Below are 19571 nucleotides of genomic sequence, written 5' to 3' on the forward strand. Positions count from 1 at the left end.
ATCAAAATTCACTTTCTTTCTGGTTCGACCGCAAATGGGTTAGCAAATAATTCTCCCTCAGTATCATCATTAACGTCCAAGGAATCCAAATCTGGTAAGGGCGGCAAATCTTTAATGGTTTTCAAACCAAAATAGTCTAAAAAGTCGACCGTTGTGCCATATAAAATTGGTCGACCTGGTTCTTCTTTTCGTCCAACTTCTGTAATTAAATGTCGCATAGCTAATTTTTGTAATGTGCCTGATGACTGCACACCACGGATTTGGTCAATTTCAATTCTCGTAATCGGCTGCCGGTAGGCTACAATAACAAGTGTTTCTAACTGTGCATGTGACAAAGTGGCATTAGTTGGTGATTCAAAATACTGCTTAACAACGGTGCCTAACATCGGCTTGGTCACTAAACGATAATTTCCATCGGTTTCTCGGATTTCTAATGCACAGCTTAAGTCATTGTCATATTTCGCTGCCAAATCATCAATAATCCCAATCACAGCAGTCTGCTCAAATCCGGTCATTGTGATCAGATCCGGTAAAGAAATACCTTCGTCTCCAGCCACAAAGAGTAATGCTTCGATTTGACTTAAATTATTCATTTTTAATTCAAATCCTCAATTTCTACAAAAATTTCGTGTTCATAATCCATCTGATGCAACGATATTTTCTCTGCCTTTGCCATTTCTAACAAGGCTAAAAATGTCATGACTAACGGTTCACGTTCATAAACATCATCAAAGAATGTTGTAAAGGCAATCATATCACCAACCTTTTGACTCAGCAGATGACGATGGATATTTGAAACAGCATCAGTAATTGTATACTTTTCAGTGACCACGCGTCGACTGATTGGTTGTTGTTGCCGCTTTTTTGCTAGCAGATGCGTAAATGCCATTTGCAAGTCCACTAGTCCTAATCCCGGTGCCAAGCCAATTTCTTGGTCAACATCTTCTGGTGCCATCATTGGCAGTCGTGGAAAAGATTGTTGATCTGATTGTTCACGTTCTCGAAGCGTTTCACTCACCACTTGAAATTGTTTATAGGTTAACAATTGCAACATCAATTCTTCACGTGGATCAGTATACTCATCATCTTCAAAATCAGTCTCTATGGGATCATTTGGTAGCAAATCATAGGACTTAATCTGCAATAAAGTGGCTGCCATAACCAGATATTCACTGGCAACATCTAGCTGCATCGCTTGCTGTGTATGTATGAAATCTAAATATTGTGTTGTGATTTCGGCAATTGGCAAGTCGAAAATATCCATTTCTGACTTTTTGATGAGATGAAGTAATAAATCAATAGGGCCTTCAAAATCAGTTAATTTAATTGTTAAGCCGTTGTTTTCGATACCGACTTTCTCCATTTGTTAATCAATTTTTGGTTATCTAAAGTCCCCATCAAAAAAACGTCGGGATGCTGGGACTGATAGTCTGAAAGCATTGCAAAATAATTTTTAACACTGCGTGATTCAGGCGATACAGCAACATGTCGAATAATGGTAATCTCATCATCATAAATTTCAACACCTAGAACCCCTTGAACTTGACCTTGTGATTCTGCTTGCCAAATATAAAGCTCTCGCGTATCACTATTGTGATACCATGCTATTTCAGCCTTTAAATGCGGAATTTCACGCAATCCGGGTAATAGGGATAAAATGCCCATGACTGTTTTTTCATTTTGTTGTCTGGCTAATATAATCATCATTCAGGCCCTCGGATGATACTCATCATAGACTTCGCTTAATCTCTTTTTAGAAATATGAGTATAAATTTGCGTTGTAGAAATATCAGCGTGACCCAATAATTCTTGGACAATTCTAAGGTCTGCACCATTTTCTAAAATATGAGTCGCAAAGGAATGGCGCAATGTATGTGGTGAAACATCTTTCGTGATACCTGCGTTCAATACCAATTTTTTTATTATCTTCCAAATACCTTGTCGAGTGATTTGATGACCACGATCGTTTAAAAACACATAGGGTGACTCGTGCTCTTTTAATAAGGCAATTCGGCTTGTCTTAAAATAACGTTGTAGCCAATCAATAGCAACTTCACCAATCGGAATAATACGCTCTTTGTCACCCTTTCCAATTGTTTGAATTAAACCCAACTCCAAATGTAAATCACTCATTTTAAGGTTGACCAGTTCACTGACACGAAGGCCAGTGGCATACATGACTTCTAATAATGTGCGATTTCTGATGCCAAGCGTTGTATCTTCAACTGCTACTTGAAGCAACTGATCGATTTCCTCAACCGTTAACACAGCTGGCAAATGTTCTGCTTTTTTTGGTGGGCGTACGTCACTCATCGGGTTATGAGCCACTATTTTTTCTTGGGTCAAATAGCCAAAGAATTTACGTAGCGATGTCACCATATGAATCACAGAACTATTAGATTTTCCTTCTTGACGTAGCTGATTTAACCACGCTAAAATCACAATATGATCGACTTGGCGTAATGTTAATTTTTCAACAGTAAGATACTTACCAAAACGAACTAAATCTTGATGGTAGCTTTTGATGGTATTGTCGGATAAACCACGTTCAATACGAATATAATGCAAATAATCTACAATTGCATTGTCAACTTCTTGTGTCATTGTTCAACTAATTTGATGCCGCCATCGACCTGCTCTATCAGACGTTCTTTATATAAGTGACCCAGCGCGCGTTTAAATTGACTTTTACTAAAACCAAATTGTCGCTTGATTGCTTCAGGATTGCTTTTATCGTTAAATGGCAGGAAGTGATCGGAACGCCTCTGCAATTGTAACAACAAGAAAGTGGCATCTTCATTCATGGTTTTATAAGCTAAGGGCTTCAGCGACAAGTTAAGTGTGCCGTCATCACGTACACCAATTACGCGAGCATTAACTACTTCTCCTAAACGTGGTTCATCGTCACGTTGGGAAGGATGAATGAATCCCAAATAGTAATCCTCAGTTAAAACAAGCGTGCCAGCCATTTTATTTCGGTATACGGTTGCCTTAATCTGTTTAGATTTCATTTCTTGAGGTGCACGACGCGAAACAGCGTTAATGATATTTTGCTGTGCAATTTCACCCCACAAACGTCCCTTGCTGTCTTCTTTGATTGCAATCATGAGCCGATCGCCCTTTTGTGGCCAAAGTGATGTGATAGTGGGCAAATCATCTAACGAAACAACAATGTCTTTATTTGGTAAGCCAATTGCGACAAAGACACCCAAATCATGACGGTTAGCTACAACAGTCCCCCAACCGTACACATCTTTTTGTGCTGTGGGCACATTTTTGGTAATTTGTAACTTATGATCTTCATTTTCATAGGCAAAGCCAGTGACAAAGCCACCTAATTTGAGAGGCTTTTGAAGTTCTGACTTATCAATTTCATAAGTAAAACCATCGACTTGCGCAAAAAAGAACTGACTGTTTTCATCAGTGACTTGTGCTTTAATTGTGGTACCAACTGTTGGATTCATATCATTTTCCTTTGATGCGCGCTACTTCACGCACTAATACTGGGCTTTAGCGGATAAATTACTGGCCTGCTAGTAAAGTTTTTACTTGATTAGCAACAAACTTCCCATCAGCCTTACCTTTGACTTGTGGTGTCACAACACCCATAACTTTACCCATATCCTTTGGCGTTGTCGCACCGGTTTTTGAGATTGCAGCCTTAATAATAGCAATCACTTCATCTTCACTCAATTGTGCTGGCAAATACTTCGCTAGAATGGCTAGTTCGGATTTGATACCTGATGCCAAATCGTCGCGTCCACCCTTTTCAAATTCTGAAAGTGATTCATGACGTTGCTTGACTTCACGTGACAGCACAGTTAATTCTTCTTCTTCAGTCAAATCATGTCCTAAATTGATTTGTTCATTCATGACGGTTGATTTCACCATGCGAATAACAGACAAAGCTTCTTTGTTTTTGTCTTTCATTGCCTGTTTCATATCAGCATTCAAAGTTTCTAACAATGACATTATTTTTCTTCTTTCGTAATTAAAATTAATGTCGGTACCTGACCGACCTTCTTGTTATCATTCTACCATAAAAAAAACGCCACTGATGTGACGTTTAGAATCGAATTAACGACCCTTCTTTTTGTTACGCTTTTGTGCCGCTTCAGACTTCAATTTACGTGCAACTGAAGGCTTAACGTAGAATTCGCGCTTACGGTATTCTTGGAGAGTACCGTCTTTTGAAACACCACGCTTGAAGCGACGCAATGCATCATCCAAAGATTCGTTCTTACGTACGATGACCTTTGCCATTTGATAACCCTCCTTTCTCGCATTTTATTTCGTTAAACGACATGCACTAAATACTTATTTATTATGACAGACTTTTAACTAATCGTCAATACCGTAAGCCGCTAAATACTGCTTTGTTTGCAAATCAAGCCAATATTGTGGATTAAGTGACTCACCAGTGGCTTCTTTTAAAATCACTTGTGGGTCAACTGCACCACCATATTGCCAAATATGTTCTTTTCGCCATTCAAAAATTGGTGAATAATCACCAGAGGCAAAAATTGCTTCAAAGTCCAATGATTTTGCCATAGTTGCTTGGAACTGTGCAGCATACAAATGACCTAATGCATAGCTTGGGAAGTAGCCAAAGGAGCCACCTGCCCAGTGAATATCTTGCAAAATACCTGTTAAATCATCAGGTGTATCTAAATCCAAGTATTCTTTATATTTCGCATTCCAAAGGACCGGCAGATCGGCTACATCAATATTGTCATTAAAAATTGCCTTTTCAATTTCATAACGAATAATAATGTGTAATGGATACGTAAGAGGATCGGCTTCTGTCCGTGTGAATGAAGCCTGCGTTTTAAGCCAACCTGCATAAAAAGTTTCAAAATCAACGTCATCAAGAACGCCCTCAAAAGCTTGTTGCATTTGAGGATATTCTGTTTCCCAGAAGGCCTTTGAACGTCCAATCATGACCTCATTAAACAAAGATTGGGACTCATGAATACTCATGCTAATTGGCAAAACAGAACGAAAATCATCATATTTGGGATCAACATTTTGCTCAAAAAGTCCATGACCAGCTTCGTGGAAAATACCTAAAACAGCCATTTGAAAATTATAATCATCCCAACGTGTCGTAATGCGAGCATCATCACGATTCAAAGCTTCCATGAAAGGATGAATTGTATCATCAAGTCGACCTTTATTTAGGTTATAACCCAGCCGCTGTGCTGCCGCCATCGCGTACTGTCGTTGCTGTTCTTTCGTTACGCGTCTCTTCAAAAATGAGTCTTCTGGCGTCGTACCTTCTTTGGCCAAACGTTGGCGCAACTCAGTCACGCCGGTTTTGACTTGGGCAAAAACTGCGTCTAATTTAGCCACTGTCAATCCCGGTTCATATTGATTGAGCAAGACATCATAAGGTGTTACCTCATTTGTTTGCCATAGCGGAATAAATTGCTTTAAGTAGCCAATAATTTTTTCTAAATAAGGTTGAAAAATTTTGTAGTCGTTAGCTTCGCGAGCTTGCGCCCAATAGTCTTGTGCCTGCGATAACGTTTTTTCAAAAGCTATAAAATCTGCTTCTGGGATTTTGCCCGTCATATCATAGTCTTTTTGCGCTTTTTCAAGTACTAATCGACCAAGTTCGTCTAACTGATTTGTGCCCGATGAGAGCGCTTTTAATATGTTTTGTCGGTGTTCTCCAGTACTGACTGTAAATATCTTCTGCGCTAAGTAAGCATCAACGTCGGCACGAAAATGACCGGCATCTTTAGGCATACCAGTCAAAGCATCCCAGCCAGAAAGCGCTGCAATTTCAGACAGTAAAGTCTGTTCTTTGACGGAATCAAATAGGTCTTGTTGCGTTGTCATGATTTACCTCATTCTTAAATTAAATATTATTTAATTTTATCACTTATTTGTCTAATTTAGAAGTTGCTTTTGTATCAGTCATACGCCAATAAACTAATAAACTAATAAAAATAACTACTGTAACATAAACAAAAAATAGATTTTCATGATTAATTTTTCTTAAATATAGCGCCAAATATTCAACTGTACCACCAAAAATAGCGACCGTCAGTCCGTAAGGTAAACCCACACCTAAAGCGCGTATTTCTGTTGGGAACATTTCTGCTTTGACGATGGCGTTAATTGATGTATAGCCTGTCACAATCACCAAGCCCGCTAACATGAGCCAAAACGCCTCCCAACTTGTTGTAGCATGTTGCAAGGCCACGAAAATTGGTATGGTAAAAATAGTTCCAAGTCCACCAAACCAAAACAGTAATGGCCGTCGTCCAATTTTATCAGAAATTGCACCCGCGATTGGTTGCAAAATCATAAAAATAAGTAGCGCTAGAAAGTTGATGCGAGTGACTGACTGTGTTGGTAATCCTACTGAATTGATCATAAATTTTTGCAAGTATGTTGTATACGTATAAAATGCAATTGTACCGCCTAAAGTCAAGCCTACCACTGTCAGGACAGCCTTTGGATACCGCATTAATTCTTTCAGGCTCCCTTTTGACTTCGCTTTTTGTGAAGCAAATTGATCAGATTCTGCCATGCTCAATCGTAAGAACAACACAATTATCGCACCAAGGGCACCGATAATAAATGGGATTCGCCATCCCCACTCAGTCAATTGTTCATTAGTCAACGTCATTTGCAGGATGATTTGGACACCTAATGCAATTAACTGGCCACTAATTAGTGTCACATATTGAAAAGAAGCATAAAAACCACGGTGATTTCGACTGGCCATTTCTGACAAGTACGTCGCAGATGTTCCGTACTCACCACCTAATGATAATCCTTGAAACAAGCGTGCCAGTACTAAAATAACGGGTGCAAAAATACCAATATGCGCATAACTCGGTGTGATAGCAATCACCAGTGAACCGCTCGCCATAATGAGAACGGACAATGTCAAAGCCGCCCGACGACCGTGCTGATCAGCATATTTTCCCAAAATAAGGCTGCCTAATGGGCGCATCAAAAAACCAATCGCAAAAACGCCAGCAGTGCTTAGTAATTCAGCCGTTTTATCATGGCTCGGAAAAAATGATGGCGCAAAATAAACAGCGAATGAGGCATAAACATACCAATCAAACCACTCTATCAAATTACCAAGCGATCCCTTCAAAATGTTACTAATAATCTCTCGTTCTGAACGTTGTACTTGCATACGATTCACCCCTTTTTCCCTACTGTAACGAAATCCGAATGACTATTCACCGTCGGTTTGCACAAACAAAATCGTTTTGTTTGTACAATATGTTAAGTTGTGCCATAATAATGGTAATTTTCCGGAGGCAAACCATGAAATTTAAATCATTGTTAAATGAACCACTGATGGATCAATATACTGTCGCGGCTGGCGAAGAAGGCTTAGCCCGAGAAGTTAGTCAAGTTGGTGTTGTTGATGCGCCAGATTTTGAAAAATATTTATTACCAGGGCAGCTAATTTTAACGACTGGATACCTCTTCCATGATAATTTACCGTTATTGCGTAGTTTAATTATTGAACTGGATAAGCACAACGCGGCTGGTCTAGGCATTAAATACAATCGGTACTTCACGGAATTACCACGTGATGTGATTGTTTTAGCCAATAAACATCGGATTCCTATTATATGGACACCAGCTGATGAAGTGATTTCTATTACAATTCGCAATTTAAGTGATGTCATTTTAAGTAAACACACGGGCGAATTGCACGAAATTGTTAAAATCAATCAAGAATTATCGGCAATCAATCATAATAACACTTATCAACACTTGCTTGATTTAAGTGCCCAAATTTTAGAAGCCCCACTCTTATTGTTAGATTCTCACTTTACAGCAATTTACGCCAGCACAGCGTTACTCAAGGAACGTGATTTTTTCACTCAATTTTTACGTGAATCTTCTGGTATTGCCTATCTCAATCTACAAGAAAAAGTTCGTGTCACTTTTAAAGGTCAAAATTTTGATATTTTGCCCATTTTTTCTGCTTTAAAGGAGAATAAAGCTTTCGTGGCAATTGCCACCTCAGAAGATCGATTGTCTGACTTTCAATTGTTAAAACGTGAACAAGTCATTAACGCGTTGGGATTTGCGAACTCTCGCACAGATCTCATTAACGAAACAGAATTCCGTAATCGATCCGGCTTTTTTTTGAATGTTATGGAATCAGGGTTAAACCAGGAAGCAATCAATCACTACTTGAACGACGCCAATATTGACGTTACGGCGCGCTATCGGGTTGCAGTATTAGATTTTACGACAAAGAAAACAGTCATTGAAACACGCCAATTCGAAATTCTTCAAGCACTCACTCGGTGGTTCATTCGGGAATCAAATTGGTCCGTATTGATCTTTTCTCACAAACAACAGCTTGTTTTACTGATTAATATGACCATTGACACGCGTTCTTTTTTGCAAGAATTATATGACTTTTTAACTGAGCAAGATAAACTAGAATATGATTTTACCATTGGCTTTTCACGTGTTACTGGCGAAATGAAACAATTAGCAGAGCTTTATGAGCAAGCAAATAACGCTTTAAAATTAACGACCAAAACCCATCCCATTATGCGTTTTAGACCAAAAAGTGCGCATGAACTGCTGCATCTACTACCACCACAAGAAAGCCATGCCTTTGTTGAAAAAACACTCGGACCTATCCTAGACAATCCTGAACTTCTCAAGACACTAGAAACATACATTTTTTTACATCAAAACGTCACAGCCGTAGCCGGCGCAATGTTTGTACATCGCAATACAATCAATTATCGCTTGAAGCGTATTGCGGAGCTGTTAGATGTTAATTTAGAAATGCCAGATGTGTTAGTGGATATTCAACTGTCACTATTGCTGATTAATTAGTCACTTTGCATAAACCAAAAAAATAAGTTTGTGCAAAGAAAAATTAGTATTTGATGATAAACATGATAAAATTGTTTCCAATCAAGGAGGCATTACTTATGATCGAATACACAAATCTAGCGGTGAACCACGACGGTACCATTCGTGGTCTCAAAAAGAAACATGTTCAAATGATCGCCATTGGCGGCACAATTGGTACCGGACTATTTTTAGGAGCAGGTAATTCAATTGCGAAGACAGGCCCTTCCATTCTGATTGTTTATGCAGTATTGGGCGCTTTCTTCTTCATGATGATGCGAGGCATTGGCGAAATGTTATATGCTGACCCGTCGCAACATACATTTGTCTCCTTTATCAGTAAGTATGTGGGCGCAGGTGCAGGTTATTTTGCAGGTTGGTCTTATTGGATTGGTCTTGTTTTCGTTGCAATGGCTGAATTAACAGCGGTTTCTACTTATGTTAAATTTTGGTTCCCCAACTGGCAAACATGGATCATTCAAATTGCTTTTCTCTTCATTTTGACAATGATTAACCTCATCGCCGTTAAACTGTTTGGAGAAACCGAATACTGGTTTGCGATGATAAAGATCATCGCCATTGTTGCCATGATTGTAACAGGATTATTCTTGATTGCAACAGGCTTCAAGGCACCGGCTAGTGGTGGCCACACGGTTGCCTCATTTGGCAATGTATTTTCTAACTTCACACTATTTCCAAATGGTGCAAGTATGTTCTTCGCTGCATTTCCAATGGTATTTTTCGCCTTTCAAGGTATGGAATTCGTTGGTATCACAACAGCTGAAACACAAAACCCACGTGAAGTTTTGCCAAAAGCGATTAACACAATTATTTTCCGTATCTTGATTTTCTATCTTGGTGCTATGATTATCATCATGTCAATTATCAATTGGCATGTGATTGCTAAAACACCTGATGAAAGTCCGTTCGTTATGGTCTTTCAATTAGCTGGTTTCAAAGCCGCTGCGTTAGTTATCAACTTTGTTGTTCTAACATCAGCCGCTTCCGCACTCAATTCTGCTATTTATTCAGCAGGTCGACACTTCTATCAACTGGCCGAAGAGTCTGATTCCAAGTTTATGGGCAATTTCCGAGAAATCTCGTCAAACGGAGTGCCTGCTAAAGCCATTATTCTGACTGCTGTGTTAGTACTGTTGTCACCTGTTATTAACTCAATTCCACAAATTACTAGTGCATTTGGATTTATCACATCAATTTCGTCAAACATGTATATTATTGTCTATGCGATGACAATGTACGCTCATCGTAAGTTCCGTGAATCATCTGACTTTATGCCAAACGGATTCGTCATGCCTGGCTACAAATGGACCAGCCCTCTAACATTACTATTCTTTGCTGCAATTTATGTTAGTTTATTCTTCCAATCTGATTCACGAATGTCAGCTATTGGTGCCATTGTCTTTACTATCATTTTTGGTTATCTATCACATCGTAAGTTTTCATCAAAAGTTTCGACTTCAACGTCAACAGCCTCATAAACATATTAAAAGGGATCCAACATGATATTGGATCCCTTTTAATATGTTTACAGCTCTGGTTCGTAGAAACGACCGACAGTATGTTCAATTTTCCATGTTGATGAAAATGCATGTTCATCAACTTCTTTCATTGCTTCACGCAATTCAAAGCGTTCTTGCTGTGTAATCACTGTCAGTAATACAGAGCGCTCTTGACCAGTGTAGCCGCCACGAGCATCGTTAATGATGGTAACCCCGCGACGCATTTTACGCTGAATGCCATCAACCATTTCATCAGGTTTAGTCGTGATAATCATGACCTGCATTTGCTGTTGGCGAGTATAAAAAGCGTCAATCATGCGTGAACTAATAATCACACCGACAATAGAATACAATGCATATTTCCAACCATAAGTTAACCCAGCACCAATCATAATGAGAGCATTGAATGCTAAATTGATTGGTCCCATTTTGAAGCCAAAATGCTTCTTAACTAACAATCCAATGACATCTAATCCACCGGTTCCTACGCCATATCGCAGTGCTGTTCCAACAGCCATACCATTTAAAGCACCACCAAACATGGCATTAATTAAAGGGTCTGGCGTTAACACGCGAGTTGTATCAAAAAGTGGCATCAAAGCTGAACTGAGAAGTACAGCCAATGTAGTGAAAGTAGCAAAACGCCAAGATAGTTGCCACCATGCAATTATCAACATTGGTAAATTAACTAGTGCCAATGCGAGCGCAACCGGAATTTTTTCACCACTTAAAGTTGAAACTAACTGGGCAAATCCAGTAAACCCTGATGAATAAATATGACCAGGATGCCAGAAGTAATTCATTGCAAAAGCAACAATCACACCGTAAAATATAGCACCACCAACACGACTCGCATATTGGTTTTTCATGAAATTATGAAATATTTTTTGCATCAATCACTCGGCTTCTGGTACAAACAAACCTAATTCATTCAACTGTTTTGTCTCAACGCGTGTTGGTGCTTCAGTCATCGGTTCAGTAGCGCGTGAATTTTTAGGGAAAGCAATGACTTCACGAATATTTTCTTGTCCCGCCAATAACATTGCTAAACGGTCTAGCCCAAGCGCAATACCACCCATTGGTGGGAAGCCATATTCCATGCCTTCAAGCAAGAAACCAAATGCCTCATGCGCTTTTTCGGGTGTAAAGCCAAGCGCTTTAAGCATTTTTTCCTGAATATCCATGCGATGAATACGGATTGAGCCTGAGCCCAACTCATACCCATTCAAAACCAAATCATAACTTTGCGCATGCGCTTTATGTGGATCTTCACCATCATCAAGATAGTGCAAATCTTCTTCGTTCGGCATTGTAAACGGATGGTGGGCAGCGATCCAACGATCGAAATCTTCTGAATACTCAAATAATGGCCAATCAACAATCCATGCAAATGCCCAAGGATTTGTTTTGTCCACCAAATCAAGATCCGCAGCCGTTTGACGACGGAGATAATCCAAAGTAGCTGATACAACATCATTACGACCAGCGCCAAATAACAACAAGTCGCCTGTTTGACCACCAACACCAGCTATCAAGGCTTGGCTATCTTCTGGTTTAAAGAACTTGGCAATTGGACCAGTTAGTCCGTCATCAGTTACCTTTAACCATGCCAAACCTTTAGCACCAAATCGTTCAATATATTGTGCCAATTTGTCAATGTCTTTACGAGAATAGTGATCTGCGCCGCCCGGTACAGCGATTGCTTTCACAACACCACCAGCTTTAACAGCGTTGGCAAACACACCAAATTCACTATTTGAAACGATATCAGAAATATCATGAATTTCATAAGCAATCCGCAAATCAGGTTTGTCCGTACCAAAACGATCCATTGATTCTTGCCATGTTAGAGTCGGAATGGTAGTCGTATCAAGATCAAAATTCACCACATCATGCATCATTGCTTTGACCCATTCATTGACCAGCGCTCGAATTTCGTCGGCAGTCATGAATGATGTTTCCACATCCATTTGCGTAAATTCAGGTTGTCGATCACCACGCAAATCTTCATCACGGAACGCACGTGCAATCTGGAAATAACGATCAAATCCAGCCCCCATCAATAGTTGCTTGAATAGTTGAGGTGATTGTGGCAACGCATAAAAAGATCCGGGGAAAACACGAGATGGCACCAAGTAATCACGAGCACCTTCAGGCGTTGACTTAGCCAAAATTGGTGTTTCAATGTTAATAAAATCATGTGTATCCATGAAGTGCATGGCACTAGACATAATTTTAGACCGGACGCGTAGATTCTTTTGCATTTCTGGTCGACGCAAATCCAAATAACGATACTGCAACTTGAGTTCCTCATTAGCATTAACGTTATCCTCAATATAAAACGGTGGTGTTTTTGACGTTGCCAAAATTTTAGCTGATGTCACATCAACTTCAACGGCACCAGACTTAATTTTATCGTTAATTTGACTCTCATCACGTTTGATAACTTTACCAGTCACAGCCACAACATACTCACTTCGCATGTCTTCAGCGACGGTCAAAGCTGATTGGTTGGTAGCATTGAAAGTTAATTGCACAATGCCTTCACGATCACGTATGTCAACAAATATTAAGTCACCAAAATCACGACGCTTTTGCACCCAACCGCTCAACGTCACCGTTTGGTCAAGGTAACTTTCATCAATTAAACCTGCATATGTTGTTCGTTTCATTGTTCGTCTCCTTGCGCATCAATAATTGTTGGCAAATCTGTATAAAGATCAGCCAATTTAACAAGTTGTTGTTCACCAGTTGCCATGTTTTTAATATTGGCAGCGTGTGCCGCTAACTCTTTTTCACCAACAGTCACGACGTACTTAGCATTGTGACGGTCAGCTGTTTTAAATTGTGCTTTGGCTGAGCGATCAAGATAATCACGTTCAGCAACAAAACCAAATGACCGAATGGCTTGCACGATTTGCATTGCTGCAACATCTGTTTCATCACCGATGTTGACAACATAAAAATCAAGGTCATTATCGACTTGCGGTGCAACACCCTGAGCGTTTAACAAACTCACCAAACGCTCCATACCAATTCCAAAACCAACGCCTGCTGTTTCAGGACCACCAAAAACCGACACCAATCCTGAATAACGTCCACCGCCGGCGATTGTTGCAGCCCCTTTTAACTGTTCATCAACTGTCATTACTTCAAAGATTGTATCGTTATAATAATCCAAACCACGAACCATTGTTGGATCAATTTCAAAGTCAAGATTCAAAGCCGTCAACAATGCTTGAACTTTTTGGAAGTGCTGTTGTGAGGCTTCAGACAAATAATCCAAAATTGAAGGTGCATCAGCCACAAAAACTTGATCACGTGGATCTTTTGAGTCTAAAACACGTAGTGGATTTTTTTCTAAACGCGCCTGAGAATCAGCAGATAATTCGGCACGATGTGGCGTAAGATAGTCAATCAATGCTTGACGGTAATCATCTCGTGACTGCTTATCACCTAAAGTGTTAATTGCAACACGTAAATTCTTTAAACCAAGCGTTTGGAACAAATCAATCGCCATAGCAATAACTTCGACGTCAAGTGCTGGTGATGAGGAGCCGAAAGCTTCCACACCAATTTGATGGAATTGACGCATACGCCCTGCTTGTGGACGTTCATAACGGAACATTGGTCCAATGTAAAATGATTTATAAGGCTTATCAAATTCAGGTCCATATAGTTTATTCTCGACATACGCGCGGACAATTCCGGCTGTTCCCTCTGGTCGTAGGGCAATGTGACGATCACCTTTATCATGAAAATCATACATTTCCTTAGTGACAACATCTGATGTGTCACCTGCTGAACGAGAAAAAACTTCGAAATTTTCGAATATTGGTGTTCGAACTTCTTTAAAATTATAGTCACCAAATAATAAACGCGCAACATTTTCAACGTGTTGCCATTGGCTTGTTTGATCTGGTAATAAATCTGCAGTGCCCTTAGGGCGCTGGAAAAGTGGTTTTGCCATGGTATTTTAATTGCTGGCACGTCATCTTGAAACGCGTCAGTTGGACTCCTTCTTTATTTTGACATTAAAACTGAAAAAGCGCCCTCAACGATTATTCGTTAAGGGCGCAATTGCACGGTACCACCTTAGATGTTGATGCATACACATCACTTAGATTGCTTATCGCGCTACCACGCACTGCCTTATACAACAGTGTCCTCCAAGGTGTCACAAATTACGTCATCGTTTTGCTTGCATCACCCGCAAAATTTCTGATGGTCCAGAGCGTAATTTTTCCAATTCATCGGCTTTAATATATGCCTTAATGATATAGTTATCTCACCTCAAAGTCAAGCCAATTACAAGACAAAATTACTTATCAAAACGATATACTTTTGCTTCATAAGGACGAAGTGTTGTCAAAGCGTCATCCTCATAATTACTAATGAGGACTGACGCGTTATCTGGCACATGATAATCACGCGTCAATGTTTCGCTGGTGAAGTTATTGATTACCAATAATGACTCATTTTGGCCAACACGACGGTAAGCGTAAACTTGTTCATCTTCAGGATCCAACAATTCGTATGTGCCTGTCGTTATGATTGGTAATTCGTGGCGTAAGCGAACGAGCTTTTGGTAGTAATAGAATGTTGAATTTAAGTCTGCTAACGCAGCCTTGGCATTAATAGTTTCATAATTATCATTCATCTTTAACCATGGCGTGCCGGTTGTGAAGCCTGCATTTTTGCTATCGTCCCACTGCATTGGTGTACGAGCGTTATCACGACCTTTGGCATGCACATACTTCAGCATGGTTGCTTCATCAGTTAAGTGATCTTTATCAATCAAGTATTTGAAAGCATTTTTAATTTCAACATCATCAAAATCGTCACGTTGCAAATTATAGGCGTTGGTCATGCCAATTTCTTCACCTTGATAAACATAGGGCGTTCCTTGCATGAAATGAAGTAAAGTGGCTACCATTTTAGCAGATACAACGCGATATTCAGGACGGTCATCCCCATAACGACTTACAGCACGTGGTTGATCATGATTATCCCAATAAAGTGAATTCCATGCTTTACCAGCCAAATCATTCTGCCATTTTGAGAGATTTTCTTTCAAATCAACGAGGGAAACTTTTTTGTCATACCATTTTCCAAGCGCAGGATTAGGATTATTATCAAGTCCCATGTGCTCAAATTGGAAGACCATGTTCAATTCTGAGTTGTCTTGATTGGCATACTTAACGGCATTTTCAATATCAACACCTGAGGCTTCACCAACGGTCATCATATCAGCTCTGTTTAAGACTTGTTGACGCATTTCTTGCAAGTATTCATGGACATGCGGACCGTTGGCAACGGCTTTATCTGAATTACCATACTCGCCCCCCTCTGGCACTTCACCATCAGGCAAGCCATCTGGCTTAGAAATGAGGGAAATGACGTCCATTCTGAAACCATCAATGCCCTTATCAACCCAGAAGTTCATCATGTCAAAGACAGATTGACGTACTTTAGGATTAACCCAATTTAGATCAGGTTGACCTTCGACAAACAAGTGTAGATAATATTGCCCTGTTGCCTCATCAAATTTCCAAGCTGGACCAGAGAAAAATGAGCCCCAGTTATTAGGCTCGTGTCCATCCACTGGATCACGCCAAATATAGAAATCACGCTTATCATTATCTTTTGAACTACGGCTTTCAATAAACCATTTATGCTGATCTGATGTGTGATTGACAACCAAATCCATCAAAATTTTGATGCCCTTTTCATGCGCTTTCGCTAGCAAGCGATCAAAATCAGCCATTGTACCAAATTTTGCGTTGATATCTTCATAATCGGAAATGTCGTAACCGTTATCTTTATCTGGTGATGCATAGACAGGATTCAGCCATACAACATCAGCACCCAATTTTTCGATGTAATCAAGGCGTTGCTCGATACCCTGTAAATCACCGATACCATCTCCATTAGCGTCTTGAAAAGACCTAGGATAAACTTGATATACAACTGCTTTTTGCCACCATTTTATTGTTTCTGTCATGATAATTCTCCTTTTTTAATTACGATTTTCTTCTTTTACGGTCCAGATTAGGCAACCACCAATCATCAAGAAGACACCGGCGATTGCTAACATGTGTGCCATTGATTTTCCTACTGCTGGGAAGATTGCAAAACTAGCAACCGAAGCCACAATTTGCGGAATGCAGATAAAGCAATTGAACAGTCCCAGATAAATGCCATCATGTTTACCATCTAAGGCATTCGTCAAGATGGTAAATGGAATAGAAATTAACGCAATCCAACCAACACCAATCAAAATGAATCCAATCAGTGATGAAAGATGTGTATGGCCATAGGCAACAACAATAAAGCCAATACCACCAGCAATCAAGCTGAGAAAATAAGCACCTTTACGCGTTTTATTATTCAAACGCTGGAATAAAATTCCCACCAAAATTGCTACAACTGAGTAAACAGCCTGTAAAATACCAAACCAATTACCAGCCGCTTGATAACCCGCAGATGCAGGATCTGAAACATGCCAAATATTTTCTGACAAAGCACCAGTTGAATATGTCCACATATATGGAATACCGAACCAAACAAAGAATTCAACCACACCTAGTGTCCAAAATACCTTTGGTGCGTGCTTTAGAATTGTGATAAATGATTCATGCTGCTTTGTTTCGGCGTTATAGCCGTGGTAATAGGCCAGTGTTTCTGGATCGTATTCTTTCACATTCATAATAGTAAAGACCGTTGAAATTAACAAAATAGCCGCTGCCACATAAAATGAAATTTTAACAGAATCTGGAACAACACCTCGGGCAGCCGTATTGGCTACCCCAAATGAGGTCAAAATAAACGGAAAGACGAAAGCAATCACGCCCCCTAAGCTACCCCAAATGTTTTGCAAACTCCAAGCCTTATCGGTTTGTTGTTCATTAACCATGTCTGGAATAATCATCTTGAACGGTTGCATAGAGACATTGGCCGATAGGTCCATGAATAACACTGTCACTGCACCAAACCATAGTGCTGTCAGTGAACCGTACCCAAATCCAAACGATCCGGTATTTGGCAAAAGCAATAACACAATTAGGGAAACCAAACAGCCGCCAATCAAATAAGGCATTCGTCGACCTAACTTAGGCAACCAAGTTTTATCAGAGAACAAACCAATTAATGGTTGCGTAATCATACCCGCTAACGGTGGTAAAATGAAGAAAAATCCCAATTTTGTTGGATCTGAACCTAACGTTTGAAAGATTCGACCCATGTTACCAGTTTGTACTGAAAATGCAACTTGAACACCAGCATAACCAAAAGTCATTAAGAATAACTGCATGCTGGTCAGCATGGGGAGCTGACCTTTTTTTTGTGTCTTACTATTCAACATATTCACTCTCCTTTTAAGTGATTTTAGTTTACACACGCCATTTTAAAGCAACCGCTTACATTTCATGCCATTATGTACCTTCAAAGTACACTTTTGATTCATAAGGTCGTAAGGTATCCCCCTGATCATCATCATAATTACTTAAAATCATATTCGCGCCATCGTTCAATCGATAATGACGTGTCTGAGTTTGATTCGTAAAGTTACTAATGACTAATAATTCAGAATCAACACCAATTCGCTTGTAAGCATAGACTTCTGAATCTGCCATGTCCAGTACCTGATAATGTCCGTTAGTGATGAGTGGCATTTGCTGTCGTAATGCAATAATTTTTTTGTAGAAATAAAAGATGGATTGTTGGTCAGCTAATGCTTGTGCCACGTTAATTGTTTCATAATTCGAATTAACTGCTAGCCAAGGTTTTCCCTTTGTAAAACCAGCCTGATTACTATCATCCCACTGCATTGGCGTCCGAGCATTATCACGTGAGGAATGATGTATATAAGTCATCATCTGCTCTGGTGAGACACGTTGCTGTTCAACCACTAAATCTTGATAGGCATTTAAGGTATCAATGTCTTGGTATTGTGAAATTGATGACCAATCAACATTTGTCATGCCGATTTCTTCACCTTGGTAAATGTAGGGCGTTCCCTGCATAAAGTGCAATGTTGTGGCTAACATTTTTGCAGAGACAACGCGATAAGCTTCAGAATCATCACCAAATCTTGATACCACACGTGGTCGATCGTGGTTGTTCCAGTAAAGACTGTTCCAAGCTTTGCCATCCAGTTCTGTTTGCCATTTAGATAAAATTCGCTTCAAATCTACTAAATTAAATCGCTCATCACTCCACTTTCCTAAGCCTTCACGGCTATTATCAATCTCCGTATGCTCAAATTGGAAAATCATTTGTAATTCGTGACTGTCAAATCCAGCATACTGAATAGCATCTGATGTTGTCACTCCTGGTGTTTCACCAACAGTGATAATATCGTTGCGTGACAACACCTTAGCATTCATTTCCTGCAAATATTGATGTACCTTTGGTCCATTGGCAACAAATGTCATTGACGATCCGTGATTATCGGCGTTCACATTAGGATCATTTGGCAATCCTGTTTGTTTTGAGATAAGATTGATGACATCCATTCGGAATCCATCAATCCCTTTGTTCAACCACCAAGCCATGGTTTCATAGATTGCTTCACGTAGCGCTGGATTTTCCCAATTCAAATCAGGCTGTTTTTTTGAGAAAAGATGTAAATAGTATTGTTTTGTTTTTTCATCAAACGCCCAAGCTGATCCGCCAAAATCCGACAACCAATTATTTGGTTCATGTCCGTCGACGGGATCTCGCCAAATATAATAGTCACGATATGGATTATTACGCGACTGGCGGCTTTGTTGAAACCATTGATGTTCATCAGATGTGTGATTGACGACCAAATCCATCATGATTTTTAAGCCCAACTCATGGGCCACTGTAATCATTTCATCCACATCTGCCATCGTGCCAAATTCTGGTAAAATTTTGCGATAATCACTGATATCGTATCCATTATCATCATTTGGTGATTGGTAAATCGGACTTAGCCAGATGACTTGCACCCCTAGTTCTTTTAAATATGGGAGTCGTTGAATAATGCCCGGAATGTCACCAACACCATCACCATTACTATCCTGAAAACTGCGCGGATAAATCTGGTAGACGGTTGCTTTTTGCCACCATTTATTTTGATTCATTATCATGCCTCATGATTTCCAATTAACTTTTTATTTTTTGAGTAAACGTTTACGCAATTAATATTGTAACCGCTTTCAT

Annotated in this window: 17 protein-coding genes; 2 read left to right on the forward strand and 15 right to left on the reverse strand. The window is 39.7% G+C overall.

All coding sequences use genetic code 11. The features are described 5' to 3' along the window. Nucleotides 1-8: 8 nt before the first annotated feature. The 9 genes from scpB to IEU65_RS03120 form a co-directional block, all read right to left on the reverse strand. Complete coding sequence (scpB, locus tag IEU65_RS03080) at nt 9-593, reverse strand: SMC-Scp complex subunit ScpB (protein ID WP_010294108.1); 585 nt, start codon at nt 591-593, stop codon at nt 9-11. Nucleotides 594-595: 2 nt separating this feature from the next. Continuing rightward, nucleotides 596-1363: a segregation and condensation protein A gene (locus tag IEU65_RS03085; protein ID WP_010294109.1), complete on the reverse strand. Its 768-nt coding sequence runs from the start codon at nt 1361-1363 to the stop codon at nt 596-598. Continuing rightward, nucleotides 1330-1704 (reverse strand): hypothetical protein, encoded by a 375-nt coding sequence (locus tag IEU65_RS03090; protein ID WP_031941334.1) that lies wholly within the window; start codon nt 1702-1704, stop codon nt 1330-1332. The genes IEU65_RS03085 and IEU65_RS03090 overlap by 34 nt, the downstream gene beginning before the upstream one ends. Before the next feature lie 3 nt (nt 1705-1707). Next, complete coding sequence (gene xerD / locus IEU65_RS03095; RefSeq protein WP_010294112.1) at nt 1708-2604, reverse strand: site-specific tyrosine recombinase XerD; 897 nt, start codon at nt 2602-2604, stop codon at nt 1708-1710. Next, nucleotides 2601-3464 carry a CvfB family protein gene (locus tag IEU65_RS03100; protein ID WP_004910057.1) on the reverse strand — a complete coding sequence of 288 codons (864 nt, stop codon included), beginning with the start codon at nt 3462-3464 and terminating at the stop codon, nt 2601-2603. The genes xerD and IEU65_RS03100 overlap by 4 nt, the downstream gene beginning before the upstream one ends. Nucleotides 3465-3522: 58 nt before the next feature. Next, a complete protein-coding gene (locus IEU65_RS03105) occupies nt 3523-3972 on the reverse strand; it encodes a GatB/YqeY domain-containing protein (protein ID WP_010294117.1) in 450 nt (149 codons plus the stop codon). A gap of 105 nt (nt 3973-4077) precedes the next feature. Then, nucleotides 4078-4263 (reverse strand): 30S ribosomal protein S21, encoded by a 186-nt coding sequence (gene rpsU, locus IEU65_RS03110; RefSeq protein WP_004899901.1) that lies wholly within the window; start codon nt 4261-4263, stop codon nt 4078-4080. A gap of 78 nt (nt 4264-4341) precedes the next feature. Then, entirely contained in the window at nt 4342-5844 is a 1503-nt protein-coding gene (locus tag IEU65_RS03115) for a carboxypeptidase M32 (RefSeq protein WP_010294140.1), read from the reverse strand. Nucleotides 5845-5887: 43 nt separating this feature from the next. Further along, entirely contained in the window at nt 5888-7162 is a 1275-nt protein-coding gene (locus tag IEU65_RS03120; protein WP_147651805.1) for an MFS transporter, read from the reverse strand. Between the two features lie 134 nt (nt 7163-7296). Here IEU65_RS03120 and IEU65_RS03125 point away from each other — a divergent pair, with 134 nt between their 5' ends. Continuing rightward, a complete protein-coding gene (locus tag IEU65_RS03125) occupies nt 7297-8844 on the forward strand; it encodes a PucR family transcriptional regulator (protein ID WP_139968410.1) in 1548 nt (515 codons plus the stop codon). Nucleotides 8845-8942: 98 nt separating this feature from the next. After that, nucleotides 8943-10361 (forward strand): amino acid permease, encoded by a 1419-nt coding sequence (locus tag IEU65_RS03130; RefSeq protein WP_010294145.1) that lies wholly within the window; start codon nt 8943-8945, stop codon nt 10359-10361. A 47-nt stretch (nt 10362-10408) separates the two neighbouring features. Here the strand turns inward: IEU65_RS03130 and IEU65_RS03135 are convergent, their stop codons facing one another. From IEU65_RS03135 to IEU65_RS03160, 6 genes are all read right to left on the reverse strand, one after another. After that, entirely contained in the window at nt 10409-11275 is an 867-nt protein-coding gene (locus IEU65_RS03135; RefSeq protein WP_031941335.1) for a YitT family protein, read from the reverse strand. A 3-nt stretch (nt 11276-11278) separates the two neighbouring features. Then, nucleotides 11279-13054, reverse strand: a complete 1776-nt coding sequence (aspS, locus tag IEU65_RS03140) for an aspartate--tRNA ligase (protein WP_010294148.1) — start codon at nt 13052-13054, stop codon at nt 11279-11281. Continuing rightward, nucleotides 13051-14352, reverse strand: coding sequence for a histidine--tRNA ligase (gene hisS, locus IEU65_RS03145; RefSeq protein WP_010294151.1), 1302 nt, complete (start codon nt 14350-14352; stop codon nt 13051-13053). Before hisS ends, aspS begins: the two co-directional genes overlap by 4 nt. Nucleotides 14353-14703: 351 nt before the next feature. Continuing rightward, nucleotides 14704-16386 (reverse strand): glycoside hydrolase family 13 protein, encoded by a 1683-nt coding sequence (locus IEU65_RS03150; RefSeq protein WP_010294154.1) that lies wholly within the window; start codon nt 16384-16386, stop codon nt 14704-14706. 15 nt (nt 16387-16401) lie between these two features. Then, on the reverse strand, nt 16402-17745 hold the full coding sequence (locus IEU65_RS03155; RefSeq protein WP_168441501.1) for an SLC45 family MFS transporter: 1344 nt from the start codon (nt 17743-17745) through the stop codon (nt 16402-16404). A gap of 70 nt (nt 17746-17815) precedes the next feature. Further along, nucleotides 17816-19492: an alpha-glucosidase gene (locus IEU65_RS03160; protein ID WP_031941336.1), complete on the reverse strand. Its 1677-nt coding sequence runs from the start codon at nt 19490-19492 to the stop codon at nt 17816-17818. Between the last annotated feature and the right edge of the window lie 79 nt (nt 19493-19571).

It is taken from the genome of Leuconostoc pseudomesenteroides KCTC 3652, assembly GCF_014634745.1.
Lineage (GTDB): Bacteria > Bacillota > Bacilli > Lactobacillales > Lactobacillaceae > Leuconostoc > Leuconostoc pseudomesenteroides.

Bases quoted from the DNA above. Each gene is read 5' to 3' on its own strand.
- scpB (WP_010294108.1), bottom strand. From the start codon at position 593: ATGAATAATTTAAGTCAAATCGAAGCATTACTCTTTGTGGCTGGAGAC.
- IEU65_RS03085 (WP_010294109.1), bottom strand. From the start codon at position 1,363: ATGGAGAAAGTCGGTATCGAAAACAACGGCTTAACAATTAAATTAACT.
- IEU65_RS03090 (WP_031941334.1), bottom strand. From the start codon at position 1,704: ATGATTATATTAGCCAGACAACAAAATGAAAAAACAGTCATGGGCATT.
- xerD (WP_010294112.1), bottom strand. From the start codon at position 2,604: ATGACACAAGAAGTTGACAATGCAATTGTAGATTATTTGCATTATATT.
- IEU65_RS03100 (WP_004910057.1), bottom strand. From the start codon at position 3,464: ATGAATCCAACAGTTGGTACCACAATTAAAGCACAAGTCACTGATGAA.
- IEU65_RS03105 (WP_010294117.1), bottom strand. From the start codon at position 3,972: ATGTCATTGTTAGAAACTTTGAATGCTGATATGAAACAGGCAATGAAA.
- rpsU (WP_004899901.1), bottom strand. From the start codon at position 4,263: ATGGCAAAGGTCATCGTACGTAAGAACGAATCTTTGGATGATGCATTG.
- IEU65_RS03115 (WP_010294140.1), bottom strand. From the start codon at position 5,844: ATGACAACGCAACAAGACCTATTTGATTCCGTCAAAGAACAGACTTTA.
- IEU65_RS03120 (WP_147651805.1), bottom strand. From the start codon at position 7,162: ATGCAAGTACAACGTTCAGAACGAGAGATTATTAGTAACATTTTGAAG.
- IEU65_RS03125 (WP_139968410.1), top strand. From the start codon at position 7,297: ATGAAATTTAAATCATTGTTAAATGAACCACTGATGGATCAATATACT.
- IEU65_RS03130 (WP_010294145.1), top strand. From the start codon at position 8,943: ATGATCGAATACACAAATCTAGCGGTGAACCACGACGGTACCATTCGT.
- IEU65_RS03135 (WP_031941335.1), bottom strand. From the start codon at position 11,275: ATGCAAAAAATATTTCATAATTTCATGAAAAACCAATATGCGAGTCGT.
- aspS (WP_010294148.1), bottom strand. From the start codon at position 13,054: ATGAAACGAACAACATATGCAGGTTTAATTGATGAAAGTTACCTTGAC.
- hisS (WP_010294151.1), bottom strand. From the start codon at position 14,352: ATGGCAAAACCACTTTTCCAGCGCCCTAAGGGCACTGCAGATTTATTA.
- IEU65_RS03150 (WP_010294154.1), bottom strand. From the start codon at position 16,386: ATGACAGAAACAATAAAATGGTGGCAAAAAGCAGTTGTATATCAAGTT.
- IEU65_RS03155 (WP_168441501.1), bottom strand. From the start codon at position 17,745: ATGTTGAATAGTAAGACACAAAAAAAAGGTCAGCTCCCCATGCTGACC.
- IEU65_RS03160 (WP_031941336.1), bottom strand. From the start codon at position 19,492: ATGAATCAAAATAAATGGTGGCAAAAAGCAACCGTCTACCAGATTTAT.